The organism is Pseudomonas gorinensis (assembly GCF_042015035.1).
GTDB lineage: Bacteria > Pseudomonadota > Gammaproteobacteria > Pseudomonadales > Pseudomonadaceae > Aquipseudomonas > Aquipseudomonas gorinensis.
On the sequence record NZ_CP167125.1, the window covers coordinates 814084 to 830478 of the forward strand.

At 61.0% G+C, this 16395-nt stretch carries 10 protein-coding genes and 1 pseudogene; all 11 read left to right on the forward strand.

From position 1 onward, the window contains the following. The first annotated feature begins 176 nt into the window (after positions 1 to 176). The 11 genes and pseudogenes from pilM (at position 177) to gbpA (ending at position 16394) form a co-directional block, all read left to right on the forward strand. Positions 177 to 833 carry a type IV pilus assembly protein PilM gene (gene pilM / locus AB7933_RS03660; RefSeq protein ID WP_024072960.1) on the forward strand — a complete coding sequence of 219 codons (657 nt, stop codon included), beginning with the start codon at positions 177 to 179 and terminating at the stop codon, positions 831 to 833. Next, on the forward strand, positions 830 to 1381 hold the full coding sequence (locus AB7933_RS03665; RefSeq protein ID WP_024072961.1) for a PilN domain-containing protein: 552 nt from the start codon (positions 830 to 832) through the stop codon (positions 1379 to 1381). The genes pilM and AB7933_RS03665 overlap by 4 nt, the downstream gene beginning before the upstream one ends. Beyond that, complete coding sequence (locus tag AB7933_RS03670; protein WP_024072962.1) at positions 1378 to 2358, forward strand: pilus assembly protein PilP; 981 nt, start codon at positions 1378 to 1380, stop codon at positions 2356 to 2358. The genes AB7933_RS03665 and AB7933_RS03670 overlap by 4 nt, the downstream gene beginning before the upstream one ends. Positions 2359 to 2493: 135 nt before the next feature. Next, a pseudogene (locus AB7933_RS03675) lies at positions 2494 to 3750 on the forward strand (type IV pilus secretin PilQ); the annotation flags it as partial. 4 nt (positions 3751 to 3754) lie between these two features. Then, positions 3755 to 4273 (forward strand): shikimate kinase AroK, encoded by a 519-nt coding sequence (aroK, locus tag AB7933_RS03680; RefSeq protein ID WP_024072964.1) that lies wholly within the window; start codon positions 3755 to 3757, stop codon positions 4271 to 4273. 125 nt (positions 4274 to 4398) lie between these two features. Then, complete coding sequence (aroB, locus tag AB7933_RS03685; RefSeq protein WP_024072965.1) at positions 4399 to 5499, forward strand: 3-dehydroquinate synthase; 1101 nt, start codon at positions 4399 to 4401, stop codon at positions 5497 to 5499. A 10-nt stretch (positions 5500 to 5509) separates the two neighbouring features. Next, positions 5510 to 7066, forward strand: a complete 1557-nt coding sequence (locus AB7933_RS03690; RefSeq protein ID WP_024072966.1) for an SPOR domain-containing protein — start codon at positions 5510 to 5512, stop codon at positions 7064 to 7066. Between the two features lie 349 nt (positions 7067 to 7415). Then, the gene (gene gltB / locus AB7933_RS03695; RefSeq protein WP_024072967.1) at positions 7416 to 11861 is read left to right on the forward strand and encodes a glutamate synthase large subunit; all 4446 of its coding nucleotides are present in this window, start codon (positions 7416 to 7418) and stop codon (positions 11859 to 11861) included. A gap of 32 nt (positions 11862 to 11893) precedes the next feature. Then, positions 11894 to 13312 carry an FAD-dependent oxidoreductase gene (locus tag AB7933_RS03700; RefSeq protein ID WP_024072968.1) on the forward strand — a complete coding sequence of 473 codons (1419 nt, stop codon included), beginning with the start codon at positions 11894 to 11896 and terminating at the stop codon, positions 13310 to 13312. Between the two features lie 240 nt (positions 13313 to 13552). Then, positions 13553 to 14620, forward strand: a complete 1068-nt coding sequence (gene hemE, locus AB7933_RS03705) for a uroporphyrinogen decarboxylase (RefSeq protein WP_024072969.1) — start codon at positions 13553 to 13555, stop codon at positions 14618 to 14620. A gap of 313 nt (positions 14621 to 14933) precedes the next feature. After that, positions 14934 to 16394, forward strand: coding sequence for an N-acetylglucosamine-binding protein GbpA (gene gbpA / locus AB7933_RS03710; RefSeq protein WP_024072970.1), 1461 nt, complete (start codon positions 14934 to 14936; stop codon positions 16392 to 16394). The last annotated feature ends 1 nt before the right edge of the window (position 16395 follow it).

The following is a 16395-nucleotide window of genomic DNA, read 5'->3' on the forward strand; positions in this document are numbered from 1 at the left end:
GTATGCATGGGAAACGATGGATCGACCCGACCTGCAGATAAAAAGCGGGAAAAAACGCTGGGCATTAAAGCATTTTTCGCCTTGGGGCGTCATTCGCGCCTCTTAAACAAGCCGACCGAATGCAGGGTGCCCGGCCGCAATCAGGCGGTATGACAGGGAAAGCAATGAGGAGTTTTATGGTAAAGGGATTTTTCAGGCGAAAAGTCGACACCGTCCTGGGGGTCGATATCAATGAAGCGGGGATCAAACTGGTCGAGCTGGGGCGTTCAGCCAGCGGCTACACCGTTCAAGGCTACGCCACGCAGGCCCTGCCGGCCCGCGCGGTGGTCGATGGCACGTTGCTCGACCTTGAGGGCATCGGGCTGGCGCTGCAGCAGGCGTTGTCCCGGCTGCATACGTCGGCCCGGCAGGCGGCGATTGCCGTGTCTGGGTCCTCGGTGATCACGCGGGTGATCGAAATGGAGGCAGGGCTCAGTGACGATGAAATGGCCTGCATGATCCTGATGGAGGCAGACCAATACATTCCCTACCCATTGGAGGAGATGGCCCTGGACTTTCAGGTGCGCGGTCCATCGGCCGCGGACCCGAAGCGGGTCGAGGTGTTGCTGGCGGCATGCCTCAAGGAGCAGGTCGAGGCGCGTGAGGCGGTTCTGGCCTTGGCCGGGTTGGTGCCGCGAGTGGTCGATGTGGAAGGGTTTGCATTGGCGCGCGCAAGCAGTCAGGATTTCGCCAGCTTCACGCCGGGCCGTCGAGTCGATGGCGCACAGTGGGCCTTGGATGCCCAAGGGATGGGAGTAGCCTGCGGGTTGGCCCTGAGGAGTTTCGCTGGATGACACGAATCAATCTTTTGCCCTGGCGCCAGGCACTGGCGGAGCGGCGGCGCAAGTATCTCCTGATGCTGTTGCTGGCGTTTGCCTGCGTGGCGCTGGCGGCGGTATGGCTGGCGGACCAGGTTATCGACCAGGCGATCGACCGGCAGGTGACGCGTAACAATCACCTGGGCAAGGAAATCACTGTCCAGGACGCGCGCATCAAGACCATCGACGACCTGCAGGTGCAAAGCCAGCAACTGGCGGAGCGCATGAAAGTCGTGCAGGACCTGCATGACGCCCGCTCCGGCAGTGCCCGGTTGTTGGATCAACTGGCCCGTGCGGTGCCTGATGGCGTACATCTGCATGAGGTCGTGGCAAAGGGCAATACGGTGAGCATCAGCGGCAGCGCTGATTCGAGCCAGGATATCGCCCAGTTGATGCGCCGCCTGGACGCCTCCGAAGGCGCCCACGCGACGCGTCTGCAACAGGTGCGGGCGGAAGGCGAGCGGGGCAGCAACGGGTTTCAATTGATGGTACGCCAGGGAGCGTCCACCGAGGCCCAGCCATGAGCCTGCCCAGGCTCGACTTTTTTGCACTCTCTCACCACGCTGCGAAATGGCCCTTGCCTGGCAAGGTCCTGCTCGGCTGCGCGCTCGCCGGCCTGGTGCTGGTAGTGGGCGAGGCTGCATGCCTGAGTCCGTCGCGGGACCGGTTGAAGGTACTCGAGGTGCGGGAAGGAGGCTTGCGGCAGCAGCTCGCCGAGAAGGTTGGGCTGGTCGCCGCGCTTGAACAGCAAACCCACCAGTTCCAGGCGATGCAACAGCGCTTCGCCGGGCTTTTGCAGGCGTTGTCCCAAGAGGCTGAAGTGCCAAGGCTGCTTGAAGACATAGCGCGGTTGGGCGTCGCCAATGGCTTGGCAGTCGAGGGCATCGTCCTGTTGGATGAGCAGGCGCACGCCTTGTATATCGAGCAGCCCGTGCAAATGGCTGTCACCGGGGGGTATCACGACCTGGCGACATTCCTGAGCGCTCTGGCCGGGTTGTCGCGAATCGTCACGGTACACGATCTGGCGCTGCGATCTGATGGGCCACTGCTGCGCCTCGACCTGCAGGCCAGGACCTATCGGCGTACGTCGCCAGGTGTCCGGTCGGTAGAGCTCGGCCAGGGCGTCGAGCCGCGGCCGCACTTTGTCTACGACGCTTCGTCCTTGCGCGATCCCTTCCAGCCGCCTGCGTTGCAGGTACATCACACGCCAGGCCGGCCAACCCAGGCCCCCGACTTCGCGCGGCCACGAGGCGCGCTCGAAGCTATCGCTATCGACCAGTTCGAAATGGTCGGCACGCTGTCCCGTGGTGTGCAGCGCTTTGCCCTGCTGCGGGCGGCCTCCGCGGTGCATCGGCTCGCAGTGGGTGACTACCTGGGGCCCGACCATGGTCGGGTGACCGCCATTCATGATGGTCATGTCGAACTGGTCGAGCTTTTCCCGAATGAACAGGGTGCCTGGCTGGAGCGCCCGCGAACCCTCGTACTCAACGTCAACTCATAACGGAATCAAACAATGAAAAGGACTTTCTCGTCCTTCGGTGTGGCGCTATGGATAGCGTTCACGGCACCGATGGTTTTCGCTGTGCCCAATCGTGTGGACCTGATCCAGCTGCCGCCACCCGAAAGCGCGTCGCCGAGCTACTCCGGCGACAAGCTGAGCCTCAATTTCCAGAACATCGAGCTACGCGCGGTGCTGCAACATATCGCCGATGTGGCGGGCCTCAATCTGGTGGCCAGCGACGAAGTGCAGGGCGCGATCACCCTGCGGCTCAGGGACGTGCCCTGGGATCAAGCCCTGGACCTGGTGTTGCAAAGCAAGGGCTTGGACAAGCGCATCAAGGCCGGTGTCTTGCTGGTGGCGCCTGCCGACGAGCTGGCCGCCCGCGAACTGCTGACCCTGGAGTCGCGGCGGCAGATGGCCGAACTCGCGCCACTGCGCCGCGAACTGTTACAGGTCAACTACGCCAAGGCAGCGGACCTGGCCAAGCTGTTCCAGTCGGTGACGGGGCACGAGGGCGCGACCGATGAGCGCGGTTCGGTGGCGGTGGATGATCGCACCAATAACATCATCGCCTACCAGACCGGCGAGCGCTTGGAGGAGCTGCGGCGGATCGTGGCGCAGTTGGACATCCCGGTGCGCCAGGTGATGATCGAGGCGCGGATTGTCGAGGCCAACGTTGACTATGACAAAAGCCTGGGCGCGCGTTGGGGCGGTCGATTGAGTCACGGCAAGTGGGGCGCAGGTGGTATCAGCAAACCCTTGGCGAGCGGCGAGGAACTGCCGGATAACCCGCCCAGTTCGCCCTTTGTCGACCTGGGCGCGGTTACGGGCACCTCAGGGCTGGGCGTCGCGTTTATCACCGATAACCTGCTGCTGGACTTGGAACTGACGGCCATGGAGAAGACCGGCAATGGCGAAATCGTCTCGCAACCCAAGGTAGTGACGTCCGACAAGGAAACCGCGCGCATCCTCAAGGGCACCGAGATCCCCTACCAGGAATCCAGCTCCAGTGGCGCCACCTCGGTGTCCTTCAAGGAGGCCTCGCTGTCACTGGAGGTCACCCCGCAAATCACGCCTGACGACCGCGTGATCATGGAGGTCAAGGTCACCAAGGACGAGCCCGACTACCTGAACAAGCTCAACGACGTACCGCCGATCAAGAAAAACGAGGTGAACGCGAAGGTGCTGGTCAAGGATGGCGAGACCATCGTCATCGGCGGGGTTTTCTCGAATACCCAAAGCAAAGTGGTAGATAAAGTGCCATTTTTCGGCGATGTGCCGTATCTTGGCCGCCTTTTCCGGCGCGATGTGCTGGCGGAGAAAAAATCCGAGCTGCTGGTATTCCTGACTCCGCGTATTATGAATAACCAGGCGATTGCTGTGAGTCGTTGATTCTGTGCGAAATTTGATTCTTGTAGGACCGATGGGCGCTGGCAAAAGCACCATCGGCCGTTTGCTGGCCAAAGAGCTGCGCCTGCCATTCAAAGATTCCGACAAGGAAATTGAATTGCGCACGGGCGCCAATATCCCATGGATCTTCGATAAGGAAGGCGAGCTGGGCTTTCGCGACCGCGAGCAGGCGATGATTGCCGAGCTGTGCGGCTGCGATGGCGTGGTATTGGCGACCGGCGGTGGCGCGGTGATGCGCGAGGAAAATCGCCGGGCCCTGCATGCCGGTGGTCGGGTGGTCTATCTGCATGCGTCGGTCGAGCAGCAGGTGGGCCGCACTGCTCGCGATCGCAATCGCCCATTACTGCGCACCGCCGACCCGGCGAAAACCTTGCGGGATCTGCTGGCGCTGCGCGATCCGTTGTATCGGGAAATCGCCGATCTGGTGGTGGAAACCGATGAGCGGCCGCCTCGTATGGTGGTACTCGACATTCTTGAGCGCCTGCAACGGTTGCCACCCCGTTAAAGCCAGGCCCGAAATGCGTTATTCTCGGCGGCGCGTTATCACCCTGCGGGGTGTGGCGTAGAGCCATCAGGTGGCGTCGGATTTCGACGTTACCGGTCGTCAAAACATCTTCAACGCGGGGACACATGCAGACACTTAAGGTCGATCTAGGCGAGCGCAGCTACCCGATCCATATTGGCGAAGGTCTGTTGGACCAGCCCGAGTTGCTCGCACCGCACATTGCCGGGCGGCAAGTGGCGATCATCTCCAACGAAACGGTCGCGCCGCTGTATCTTGAGCGTCTGAGCCGCAGCCTGGCGGCTTATTCGGTGATCTCCGTGGTATTGCCCGACGGCGAAGCCCACAAGAACTGGGAAACCCTGCAACTGATCTTCGATGGTCTGCTCACCGCACGCCATGACCGCCGCACCACCGTGGTCGCCCTCGGCGGCGGCGTGATCGGTGACATGGCCGGCTTTGCGGCCGCCTGTTACCAGCGTGGCGTGGACTTTATCCAGGTGCCCACCACCCTGTTGTCCCAGGTTGATTCGTCGGTGGGCGGCAAGACTGGCATCAACCACCCGCTGGGCAAGAACATGGTGGGTGCGTTTTATCAGCCTCAAGCCGTGCTGATCGACACCGCGACCCTCAACACATTGCCACCGCGCGAGCTGTCGGCGGGGCTGGCCGAAGTCATCAAGTACGGGCTGATCTGCGACGAACCGTTCCTGACCTGGCTGGAAGAACACGTCGACGCCCTGCGCGCCCTCGACCAGGTGGCGCTGACCGAGGCGATTTCCCGCTCCTGCGCCGCCAAGGCGCTGGTGGTGAACGCCGACGAACGGGAGTCCGGCGTACGGGCCACCTTGAACCTCGGGCACACCTTCGGCCATGCGATCGAAACCCACATGGGCTATGGTGTGTGGTTGCATGGAGAGGCCGTAGCGGCTGGCACAGTGATGGCATTGGAGATGTCCCAACGCCTGGGCTGGATCAGCGCCCAGGAGCGTGATCGCGGTATCCGCCTGTTCCAGCGCGCCGGCTTGCCGGTTATCCCGCCTACCGAGATGACCGAGGCAGACTTCCTCGAACATATGGCGATAGACAAGAAAGTGATCGACGGTCGACTGCGACTGGTGCTGTTGCGCCACATGGGTGAAGCGGTAGTGACCGACGATTATCCGAAAGAGATTTTACAGGCCACGCTGGGAGCGGATTACCGCGCCCTGGCCCAGCTTAAAGGTTAATAAGATCCCGATGACTAGTTTGCATGCCGACGAGGCGTTCCTCGGCCATTACCAGTTAAGCCACGACCCTTTTGCTCCACGGGTGCCTGGTTTCAAATTTTTCCCGGCCCAGCGCAAGCCGGTGCTCGGCCAGTTGCACCATCTCGCGCGCTACAGCCAGTTGCTGCTGGTGGTCACCGGCCCGCTGGGCAGTGGCAAGACCCTGTTGCGCCAGGCGCTGGTCGCCAGTACCAACAAGCAATCGGTACAGAGCGTCGTAGTATCGGCTCGCGGTGCCGGTGATGCGGCGGGTGTACTGCGCCAGGTGGCCCAGGCTCTTGATGTGTCCACTGCCGAGCCGAACGCGATTCTCAAGCAGGTGGTGCAACTGGGCCTGACCGGCCAGGAGGTCTACCTGCTGGTGGATGACGCCGAGCAGCTTGACGAATCCGCCCTGGAAGCGCTGTTGGCGCTGGCCGCCGGTACGCCGGAAGGTCGCCCGCATGTGTTCCTGTTCGGTGAGTCGTCGCTGATCGCCGATCTGGAGCAGATCAGTGGCGAACAGGAGCTGTTCCACGTCATTGAGTTGCAGCCTTACGAAGAGGAAGAAACCCGTGAATATCTGGCCCAACGCCTTGAAGGCGCCGGGCAGGGCATCGAACTTTTCTCCGCTCAACAGATCTCTGATATTCACGAAAGCTCCGACGGCTGGCCTGGCACCATCAATCAGGTCGCCCGCGATGCAATGATCGAAGCCATGATTGCCAGCCGCTCTGCGGTCAAGCGTCCAAAGATGGGGTTCACTATGCCTAAGAAGCACGTATTGGCCATTTCCGCCGTGGTCGTGGTCGCCGTTGCCGCCGCCTGGTTGATCCCGGGCCGCAGCAAGGCACCGACGACCGCCGGCGCGCCAACCGAACAGGCGCAGTTGCCACTGGGCAAGCCCACGCCAAACGTAGAATTCGCCAACTCCGGTCAACCGACCAGCCTGCCGATGGTGGGCCAGCCGGTCATGCGCGGCCCGCTTGCCGAAGAAGCCGGTGGCATCTCCGAAGGCGACGACGGCGTGCCGGTAGAAGGCTCCAGCGCCACGCCGCCGACCGTGACCACCACCGCGCCACCTGCGGGCGTGCCAGCCGGTCAGCCGGCGGCAAAACCGACACCAGCGCCGACGGTCGCGACCGCCAAGCCTGCGCCTGTCACCAAGCCCGTCGCAGCTGCACCGGTCGCCAAGCCAGCCCCGGCGCCGGCCGCCAAGCCTGCTGAAAAACCCGTGACCGTTGCCAAGGCCGGTGCCGCCGGCAGCAGCTGGTACAGCAGCCAGCCTACCGGTAACTTCGTGGTGCAGATTCTCGGCACCAGTTCCGAAGCCAACGCCCAGGCGTTCGTGAAAGAGCAGGGCGGCGAGTACCGTTATTTCAAGAAAGTGCTCAACGGCAAGCCTCTCTACGTGATCACTTACGGCAACTTCTCCAGCCGCGCAGCAGCTGAATCCGCTATCAAGGCCTTGCCAGCGAAGGTTCAGGCTGGTAAACCTTGGCCTCGCACTGTCGCCAGCGTTCAACAAGAACTGGCAACAACTCGCTGAAGATCCGGCGGCCTTACCCAGGCCGCCCTCTCGGCACCTCAAAAAAACAACAAAGCGTGCAGCCCTGAAGGCCGCGCGCTTTGTGGTGTCTGCGTCACAGTAGCTTTTGAGTCGTAGCGGTCAGAATTAAAAAAGTTTTGACTAGCACAGCATATCGCTTTAAACCTTTCATAAATGCGACATAGATTTGCGACATTTCGTCGCTAAATTTGTGGGCGTCTGTGTCGGTGTGTACAATGACCTCCCTTTTGCCCCCGCAAAGCCGGCGTACGTTCGGCGTGGAAGGTAACCGGTTGAATTGAAAAGAAATTTGCCTCGATATAAGAGGCAGCCTGGTGAGAAAGTGTCTATGAAAGCAGGTCTGTACCAACCCGATGAATTCAAGGATAACTGCGGTTTCGGCCTGATTGCCCATATGCAGGGCGAGCCCAGTCATACCCTTTTGCAAACGGCCATCGAGGCCCTGACCTGCATGACCCACCGCGGTGGGATCAACGCCGACGGCAAGACCGGTGACGGTTGTGGCTTGCTGATTCAAAAGCCCGACCTGTTCCTGCGCGCCGTCGCCAAACAGCATTTCGCTGTCGACCTGCCCAAGCAGTACGCCGTGGGCATGGTGTTTTTCAACCAGGACCCGGTCAAAGCCGAAGCCGCTCGCGAGAACATGAACCGCGAAATCCTGGCTGCCGGCCTGCAACTCGTCGGCTGGCGCAAAGTGCCGATCGACACCAGCGTGCTCGGCCGCCTGGCCTTGGAGCGCCTGCCGCAGATCGAACAAGTGTTTATCGCGGGCGATGGCCTGAGCGACCAGGACATGGCGATCAAGCTGTTCACGTCCCGTCGTCGTTCGTCCGTGGCCAACGCTGCCGACACCGATCACTACATCTGCAGCTTTTCCCACAAGACCATCATTTATAAAGGCCTGATGATGCCGGCGGACCTCACCGCCTTCTATCCAGACCTGAGCGATGAGCGCCTGCAAACCGCAATCTGCGTGTTCCACCAGCGCTTCTCCACCAACACCCTGCCGAAATGGCCGCTGGCCCAGCCATTCCGCTTCCTCGCCCACAACGGCGAGATCAACACCATCACTGGCAACCGTAACTGGGCCGTGGCCCGTCGCACCAAGTTCGCCAACGATTTGATGGACCTCGAAGAGCTCGGCCCGCTGGTCAACCGCGTCGGTTCCGACTCCTCCAGCATGGACAACATGCTTGAGCTGATGGTCACCGGCGGCATCGACCTGTTCCGTGGCGTGCGCATGATCATTCCGCCTGCGTGGCAGAACGTCGAGACCATGGACCCCGACCTGCGGGCGTTCTATGAATACAACTCGATGCACATGGAACCCTGGGACGGCCCGGCCGGCGTGGTGATGACCGACGGCCGCTACGCGGTGTGCCTGCTCGACCGTAACGGCCTGCGCCCGGCGCGTTGGGTGACCACCACCAACGGTTTCATCACCCTGGCGTCGGAAATCGGCGTGTGGAACTACCAGCCGCAAGACGTGATCGCCAAAGGCCGCGTCGGCCCTGGCCAGATCCTGGCCGTGGACACCGAAACCGGGCAGATCCTCGACACCGATGCGATCGACAACCGCCTGAAGTCCCGTCACCCCTACAAGCAATGGCTGCGCAAGAATGCCCTGCGCATCCAGGCGACCATGGAAGACAACGACCACGGTTCGGCGTTCTACGACATCGACCAGCTCAAGCAGTACATGAAGATGTACCAGGTCACGTTCGAAGAGCGCGACCAGGTGCTGCGCCCGCTTGGCGAGCAAGGCTACGAAGCCGTCGGCTCCATGGGTGACGACACGCCGATGGCCGTGCTGTCCCAGCGTGTGCGCACGCCATACGACTATTTCCGCCAGCAGTTCGCCCAGGTGACCAACCCACCGATCGACCCGCTGCGCGAAGCCATCGTGATGTCCCTGGAAGTCTGCCTCGGTGCCGAGCGCAACATCTTCCAGGAGTCGCCTGAGCACGCCTCCCGCGTGATCCTCAGCTCGCCGGTCATTTCCCCGGCCAAGTGGCGCTCGTTGATGACCCTGGAGCGTCCGGGCTTCGACCGTCAGATCATCGACCTGAACTACGACGAGAGCCTCGGCCTTGAAGCCGCTGTGCGCAACGTCGCCGACCAGGCCGAAGAAGCTGTGCGCGCCGGGCGTACCCAGATCGTGCTGACCGACCGCCATATCGCGCCGGGCAAGTTGCCGATCCACGCCTCCCTGGCCACTGGTGCAGTACACCATCGCCTGACCGAAAAAGGCCTGCGCTGCGACTCCAACATCCTCGTGGAAACCGCCACCGCTCGTGACCCGCACCACTTTGCGGTGTTGATCGGCTTCGGCGCCTCGGCTGTGTACCCGTTCCTTGCTTATGAAGTGTTGGGCGACCTGATCCGTACCGGTGAAGTACTGGGCGACCTCTATGAGGTGTTCAAGAACTACCGCAAGGGCATCACCAAGGGCCTGTTGAAGATCCTGTCGAAGATGGGCATCTCCACCGTCACCTCGTACCGCGGTGCTCAATTGTTCGAAGCGATCGGCCTGTCCGAAGAAGTCTGCGAGCTGAGCTTCCGTGGCGTGCCGAGCCGCATCAAGGGTGCGCGTTTCGTCGATATCGAAGCCGAACAGAAAGCCCTGGCCGCCGAAGCCTGGAGCGCGCGCAAGCCGATCCAGCAAGGTGGCCTGCTCAAGTTCGTCCACGGTGGCGAATACCACGCCTACAACCCGGACGTGGTCAGCACCCTGCAAGCCGCCGTGCAGCAGGGCGACTACGCCAAGTTCAAGGAATACACCGCGCTGGTGGATAACCGCCCGGTGTCGATGATCCGCGACCTGTTCAAGGTCAAGACCCTGGACACGCCGCTGGCGATCAGCGACATCGAACCGCTGGAATCGATCCTCAAGCGCTTCGACTCCGCCGGTATCTCCCTGGGCGCCTTGTCGCCTGAGGCCCACGAAGCCCTGGCCGAAGCCATGAACCGCCTGGGTGCGCGTTCCAACTCCGGTGAAGGCGGTGAAGACCCGGCGCGCTACGGCACCATCAAGAGCTCGAAAATCAAGCAAGTGGCGACGGGCCGTTTCGGGGTGACCCCGGAATACCTGGTCAACGCCGAAGTGCTGCAGATCAAGGTTGCCCAGGGCGCCAAGCCCGGCGAAGGCGGCCAGCTGCCAGGCGGCAAGGTCAACGGTTTGATCGCCAAGCTGCGTTACGCAGTGCCGGGCGTGACCCTGATTTCGCCGCCGCCGCACCACGACATCTACTCGATTGAAGACTTGTCGCAGCTGATTTTCGACCTCAAACAAGTCAACCCGCAGGCGCTGGTCTCGGTGAAACTGGTAGCAGAGGCGGGCGTCGGTACCATCGCCGCTGGCGTGGCCAAGGCCTATGCCGACCTGATCACCATCTCCGGCTACGACGGCGGCACCGGTGCTTCACCGCTGACCTCCATCAAGTACGCCGGTGCGCCGTGGGAACTGGGCCTGGCTGAAACCCACCAGACCCTGCGCGGCAACGACCTGCGTGGCAAAGTGCGCGTGCAGACCGACGGCGGCCTGAAAACCGGCCTCGACGTGATCAAGGCCGCGATCCTCGGCGCCGAAAGCTTCGGCTTCGGCACCGCGCCAATGATCGCCCTGGGCTGCAAATACCTGCGCATCTGCCACCTGAACAACTGCGCCACCGGCGTCGCCACTCAGAACGAGAAGCTGCGCAAGGATCACTACATCGGCACCGTCGACATGGTGGTGAATTTCTTCACCTACGTCGCCGAAGAAACCCGTGAGTGGCTGGCCAAGCTGGGCGTGCGCTCCCTCGAAGAGCTGATCGGTCGTACCGATCTGCTGGACGTCCTCGAAGGCCAGACCGCCAAGCAACAGCACCTGGACCTGACGCCACTGTTGGGCAGCGATCACATCCCGGCAGACAAGCCTCAATTCTGCCAGGTGGACCGCAACCCACCGTTCGACAAGGGCCTGCTGGCCGAGAAGATGGTCGAGATGGCTGCTTCCTCCATCAACGATGCCAGCGGTGGCGAATTCGCTTTGGATATCTGCAACTGCGACCGTTCCATCGGCGCCCGCATCTCCGGCGAAATCGCGCGCAAGCACGGCAACCAAGGCATGGCGAAAGCGCCGATCACCTTCCGCTTCAAGGGCACTGCGGGCCAGAGCTTTGGCGTGTGGAACGCCGGTGGCCTGCACATGTACCTGGAAGGTGACGCCAACGACTACGTGGGCAAGGGCATGACCGGCGGCAAGCTGGTCATCGTTCCGCCCAAAGGCAGCGTCTACAAGACCCAGGACAGTGCCATCATCGGCAACACCTGCTTGTATGGCGCCACGGGCGGCAAGCTGTTCGCCGCCGGTACGGCCGGTGAGCGTTTCGCCGTGCGTAACTCCGGTGCCCACACCGTGGTGGAAGGCACTGGCGATCACTGCTGCGAGTACATGACCGGGGGCTTTGTCGCGGTACTGGGCAAGACCGGCTACAACTTCGGTTCGGGCATGACCGGCGGTTTCGCCTACGTGCTGGACCAGGACAACACCTTCGTCGACCGGGTCAACCACGAGTTGGTCGAGATCCAGCGGATCAGCGGCGAAGCGATGGAATCCTACCGTAACCACTTGCAGCACGTGCTGGACGAGTACGTCGAGGAAACCGGCAGCGAATGGGGTCGTAACCTCGCCGAGAACCTCGATGATTACCTGCGTCGTTTCTGGCTGGTCAAGCCCAAGGCTGCCAACCTGAAATCGTTGCTTTCCAGCATCCGTGCCAACCCGCAGTGATATGCGCCTGAAGAGTTTGATGAGGTTTTAACATGGCTGAACGTCTGAATAACGACTTCCAGTTCATCGATGTCGGGCGCAAAGATCCGAAGAAGAAACTGTTGCGTCAACGCAAGAAAGAGTTCGTGGAAATCTACGAACCCTTCAAACCCCAGCAGTCGGCCGACCAGGCCCACCGCTGCCTGGGTTGCGGTAACCCGTATTGCGAATGGAAGTGCCCGGTGCACAACTTCATTCCCAACTGGCTCAAGCTGGTGGCCGAGGGCAACATCCTCGCCGCCGCCGAGCTGTCGCACCAGACCAACACCTTGCCGGAAGTCTGCGGCCGGGTGTGCCCGCAAGACCGTCTGTGCGAGGGTGCCTGCACCCTTAACGACGGCTTCGGCGCGGTGACCATCGGTTCGGTGGAGAAGTACATCACCGACACCGCGTTCGCCATGGGCTGGCGTCCGGACATGTCCAAGGTCAAGCCGACCGGCAAGCGCGTGGCGATCATCGGTGCGGGCCCGGCGGGCCTGGGCTGTGCCGACGTGCTGGTGCGTGGCGGCGTGACCCCGGTGGTGTTCGACAAGAACCCGGAAATCGGCGGCCTGCTGACCTTCGGTATCCCCGAGTTCAAGCTGGAAAAAACCGTACTGAGCAACCGTCGTGAAGTGTTCACCGGCATGGGCATCGAGTTCCGCCTGAACACCGAAATCGGTAAAGACGTGACCATGGAGCAACTGCTCGCCGAATACGATGCCGTGTTCATGGGCATGGGCACCTACACCTACATGAAGGGCGGCTTTGCCGGTGAGGACCTGCCGGGCGTGTATGACGCCTTGGATTTCCTGATCGCCAACGTCAACCGCAACCTGGGCTTTGAAAAGTCGCCGGAAGATTTCGTCGACATGAAGGGCAAGAAGGTCGTGGTGCTGGGTGGTGGTGACACCGCGATGGACTGCAACCGCACCTCGATTCGCCAGGGCGCCAAGTCGGTGACCTGTGCCTACCGTCGTGACGAAGCCAACATGCCTGGCTCGCGCAAAGAGGTGAAGAACGCCAAGGAAGAAGGCGTGAAATTCCTCTACAACCGCCAGCCGATCGCCATCGTGGGTGAAGACCGTGTCGAAGGCGTGAAGGTGGTCGAGACCCGTCTCGGCGAACCGGACGCCCGTGGCCGTCGCAGCCCCGAGCCGATCCCGGGCTCCGAAGAGATCATCCCGGCCGACGCCGTGGTCATTGCGTTCGGCTTCCGCCCAAGCCCGGCCCCCTGGTTCGAGCAGTTCGAAATCCAGACCGACAGCCAGGGCCGTGTCGTCGCCCCGGAACAAGGCCAGTACAAGCACCAGACCAGCAACCCGAAAATCTTCGCCGGTGGCGATATGGTGCGCGGCTCTGACCTGGTGGTAACCGCGATCTTCGAAGGCCGTAACGCCGCCGAAGGGATCCTGGACTACCTGAACGTCTAACCCATTTCAGGCTGAAATGCGGTCAAAAATGTGGGAGGGGGCTTGCCCCCGATAGCGGTGGTTCAGTTACAGATACTGAGACTGACACACTGCAATCGGGGCAAGCCCCCTCCCACATTTGATTTGCGCAGGTTCAAGAGATTGTCGTAAATCAACCCGATAGATAAAAGGCACGCCTCATCCCGTGCCTTTTGCGTCGCGCTCTGAGAAAATGCCCGCACTTTTTTTGCGGATGCCGACATGACTGCCCTCAAGAACGACCGTTTCCTTCGTGCCCTGCTCAAGCAACCTGTAGACGTGACCCCTGTGTGGATGATGCGTCAAGCCGGTCGCTACCTGCCGGAATACCGCGCCAGCCGCGCCCACGCCGGTGACTTCATGAGCCTGTGCATGAACCCGGAGTTCGCCTGCGAAGTCACGATGCAGCCGCTGGACCGCTACCCGCAACTGGACGCGGCCATCCTGTTCTCCGATATCCTCACCATCCCCGACGCCATGGGCCAAGGCCTGTACTTTGAAACCGGCGAAGGCCCGCGTTTCAAGAAAGTCATCAGTACCCTGGCCGATATCGAAGCCCTGCCGATTCCCGATCCCCACAAAGACCTCGGCTATGTGATGGACGCCGTCAGCACCATCCGCCGTGAGCTCAATGGCCGCGTGCCGCTGATCGGCTTCTCCGGCAGCCCCTGGACCCTGGCTACCTACATGGTCGAAGGCGGCTCGTCGAAAGACTTCCGCAAGACCAAGGCCATGCTCTACGACAACCCGCAGGCCATGCACCTGCTGCTGGACAAGCTGGCGCAGTCGGTCACTTCTTACCTCAATGGCCAGATCATGGCCGGCGCCCAAGCGGTACAGATCTTCGATACCTGGGGTGGCAACCTGTCGGCGGCGGCGTACCAGGAATTTTCCCTGGCCTACATGAGCAAGATCGTCAGCGGCCTGATCCGTGAACACGAAGGCCGTAAAGTGCCGGTGATCCTGTTCACCAAGGGCGGCGGCCTGTGGCTGGAAAGCATCGCCGACGCCGGCGCCGATGCACTGGGCCTGGACTGGACCTGCGACATCGGCGAAGCCCGCCGTCGTGTCGGTGGTAAGGTCGCGCTGCAAGGCAACATGGACCCGACCGTACTCTACGCCAAGCCGGAAGCGATCCGCAGCGAAGTCGGCCGCATCCTGGCCAGCTACGGCAAAGGCACCGGGCATGTGTTCAACCTCGGCCATGGCATCACCCCGGAAGTGAACCCGGACCATGCCGGCGCGTTCCTGCAAGCCGTGCACGAGTTGTCCGCGCAATACCATCAGTAATACTCCCGTCAGAACTTCATCACCCTCTTCCTCGAAGAGGGTGATGCTTGTCGTTTAAGTAAATAATAAGAAATTTCCTGTTGCGACTTTCTATCGTAGGGATACTTCAGTGTTTTTGTAGGAGTATTCTTTTTGGGCGGTGGTCATTAGTCGAAGCTTGTTTTTTTTAATCGTGATAATTCAACTTGTCCTACATTAATTTTTTTTAACGCCCGTAAAATCCATCTCGCTCGTTTTGCAGTAGCCGTAGAAAAACGTCTTCCATATTGCAAAGTATGGGTTTTTATTGGGTTGTGTGTTAGGGCTGGATTGTATGATTAAAAAAGATATTTCCCGTTGGGGCGGTGTTTCGTCGTTGGCATTGTTAAGTGCCTTGTTATTACCCTCCCAAAGTGCACAGGCGCATGGTTATTTGAATGATCCACCGTCACGCGCCTTTCAATGTCAGAAAGGTCTGAATAAAGACTGTGGTGGTGCTCAGTACGAGCCTCAAAGTGTCGGTGAAACCTTCAAGGGGTTTCCTGCTGGCGTCGGCGGTAAACCGATGCAGGGGCCGGTAGACGGTAAGATCGCCAGTGGTGGCATCGGCCTGTTCTCGGCTATGGATGCGCAGTCGGCCACTCGCTGGCACAAGACTGAAATCAAAGACCGAAATATCACGTTCGACTGGAAGTACACGGCGGCTCACCCGGCCACCAAGCACGAGTACTTCATCACCCGCAACGGATGGAACCCCAATGAGCCGCTCAAGCGTGCATCGTTTGACGGTACGCCGTTCTGTGTCGTGGAGGGTGGCAATGTACTGCCGGTCAGCGGCGAAAAACATGCGTGTGTGATCCCTCAAGACAAGACGGGCTCTCATGTGCTCCTCGGTATCTGGACCGTCGGTGATACCGATGCGGCGTTCTACAACGTCGTCGACGTGGACATCCTGGCCGAACCCGAATTACCGGGCGGTTGGAGCGCCGTCGGTAGCATCACGCCATCCGCCACGTTGCTGGTGGGCGACAAGGTCAAGGCCCGTGCCTTCACCGCCATGGGCGAAAGCGCGGCGTACACCGTCGAAATCTCGATAGACAATGCCGAAGAGGGCCAACCGCAGAATTGGGCGTTCAAACTGGCTGAAAAGATCAACCAGACCCAGACCGTGATTCAAGCGGGCATTCGCGATGAGCAGGGCGGTATAGCGCCGGTCAAAGGCAAGAACAATCTGTTCGCTCAGAAAGACAGCGGCGTGATTCGTTATGAGCTGGCGATGGACGTCAAGGAAGATACCGAGGCACGCATGGCGCTGTCGGCGTTCGCCGAAGAGTACGTTTTGGATAAGGGCCGCGCGAAGGTTCGCTTCGCCATGATCGCCAACCGCGATATGAATGTCGAAGCGACGCTGTTCAATGCCAGCAACAAGCCGGTGGGTACCGTCAAAGCGCTTGCGCAAGGCACCAGTAACTGGCTTGAAATGGATGTTCGCAGCGAGCCAGGGCTTCACCACATAACCTTGCTGGGCACCACCACAGATGGTCGTACCACTCGCCAGGATACCCAGGCCGTCAACCTGACGGGTGAAGGGGGCGCGAAGGACTATCACTTCGTGTTCCCTGAAGGTCTGGCCAGTTACGAAGCAGGCACTCGCGTGTTGCATCCGCAAACCGGCGAAGTGTATGAGTGCAAGCCGTTTCCGAGTTCGGGCTACTGCAAACAGTACCTGCCAACCGCCAATGGCTTTGAGCCGGGTGTAGGCCATCATTGGCAGACCGCCTGGGACCAGCTCTGAT

Excerpts from the sequence above, each read along its gene's own strand:
- pilM (WP_024072960.1), top strand. The coding sequence starts at position 177 with ATGGTAAAGGGATTTTTCAGGCGAAAAGTCGACACCGTCCTGGGGGTC.
- AB7933_RS03665 (WP_024072961.1), top strand. The coding sequence starts at position 830 with ATGACACGAATCAATCTTTTGCCCTGGCGCCAGGCACTGGCGGAGCGG.
- AB7933_RS03670 (WP_024072962.1), top strand. The coding sequence starts at position 1,378 with ATGAGCCTGCCCAGGCTCGACTTTTTTGCACTCTCTCACCACGCTGCG.
- aroB (WP_024072965.1), top strand. The coding sequence starts at position 4,399 with ATGCAGACACTTAAGGTCGATCTAGGCGAGCGCAGCTACCCGATCCAT.
- AB7933_RS03690 (WP_024072966.1), top strand. The coding sequence starts at position 5,510 with ATGACTAGTTTGCATGCCGACGAGGCGTTCCTCGGCCATTACCAGTTA.
- gltB (WP_024072967.1), top strand. The coding sequence starts at position 7,416 with ATGAAAGCAGGTCTGTACCAACCCGATGAATTCAAGGATAACTGCGGT.
- AB7933_RS03700 (WP_024072968.1), top strand. The coding sequence starts at position 11,894 with ATGGCTGAACGTCTGAATAACGACTTCCAGTTCATCGATGTCGGGCGC.
- hemE (WP_024072969.1), top strand. The coding sequence starts at position 13,553 with ATGACTGCCCTCAAGAACGACCGTTTCCTTCGTGCCCTGCTCAAGCAA.
- gbpA (WP_024072970.1), top strand. The coding sequence starts at position 14,934 with ATGATTAAAAAAGATATTTCCCGTTGGGGCGGTGTTTCGTCGTTGGCA.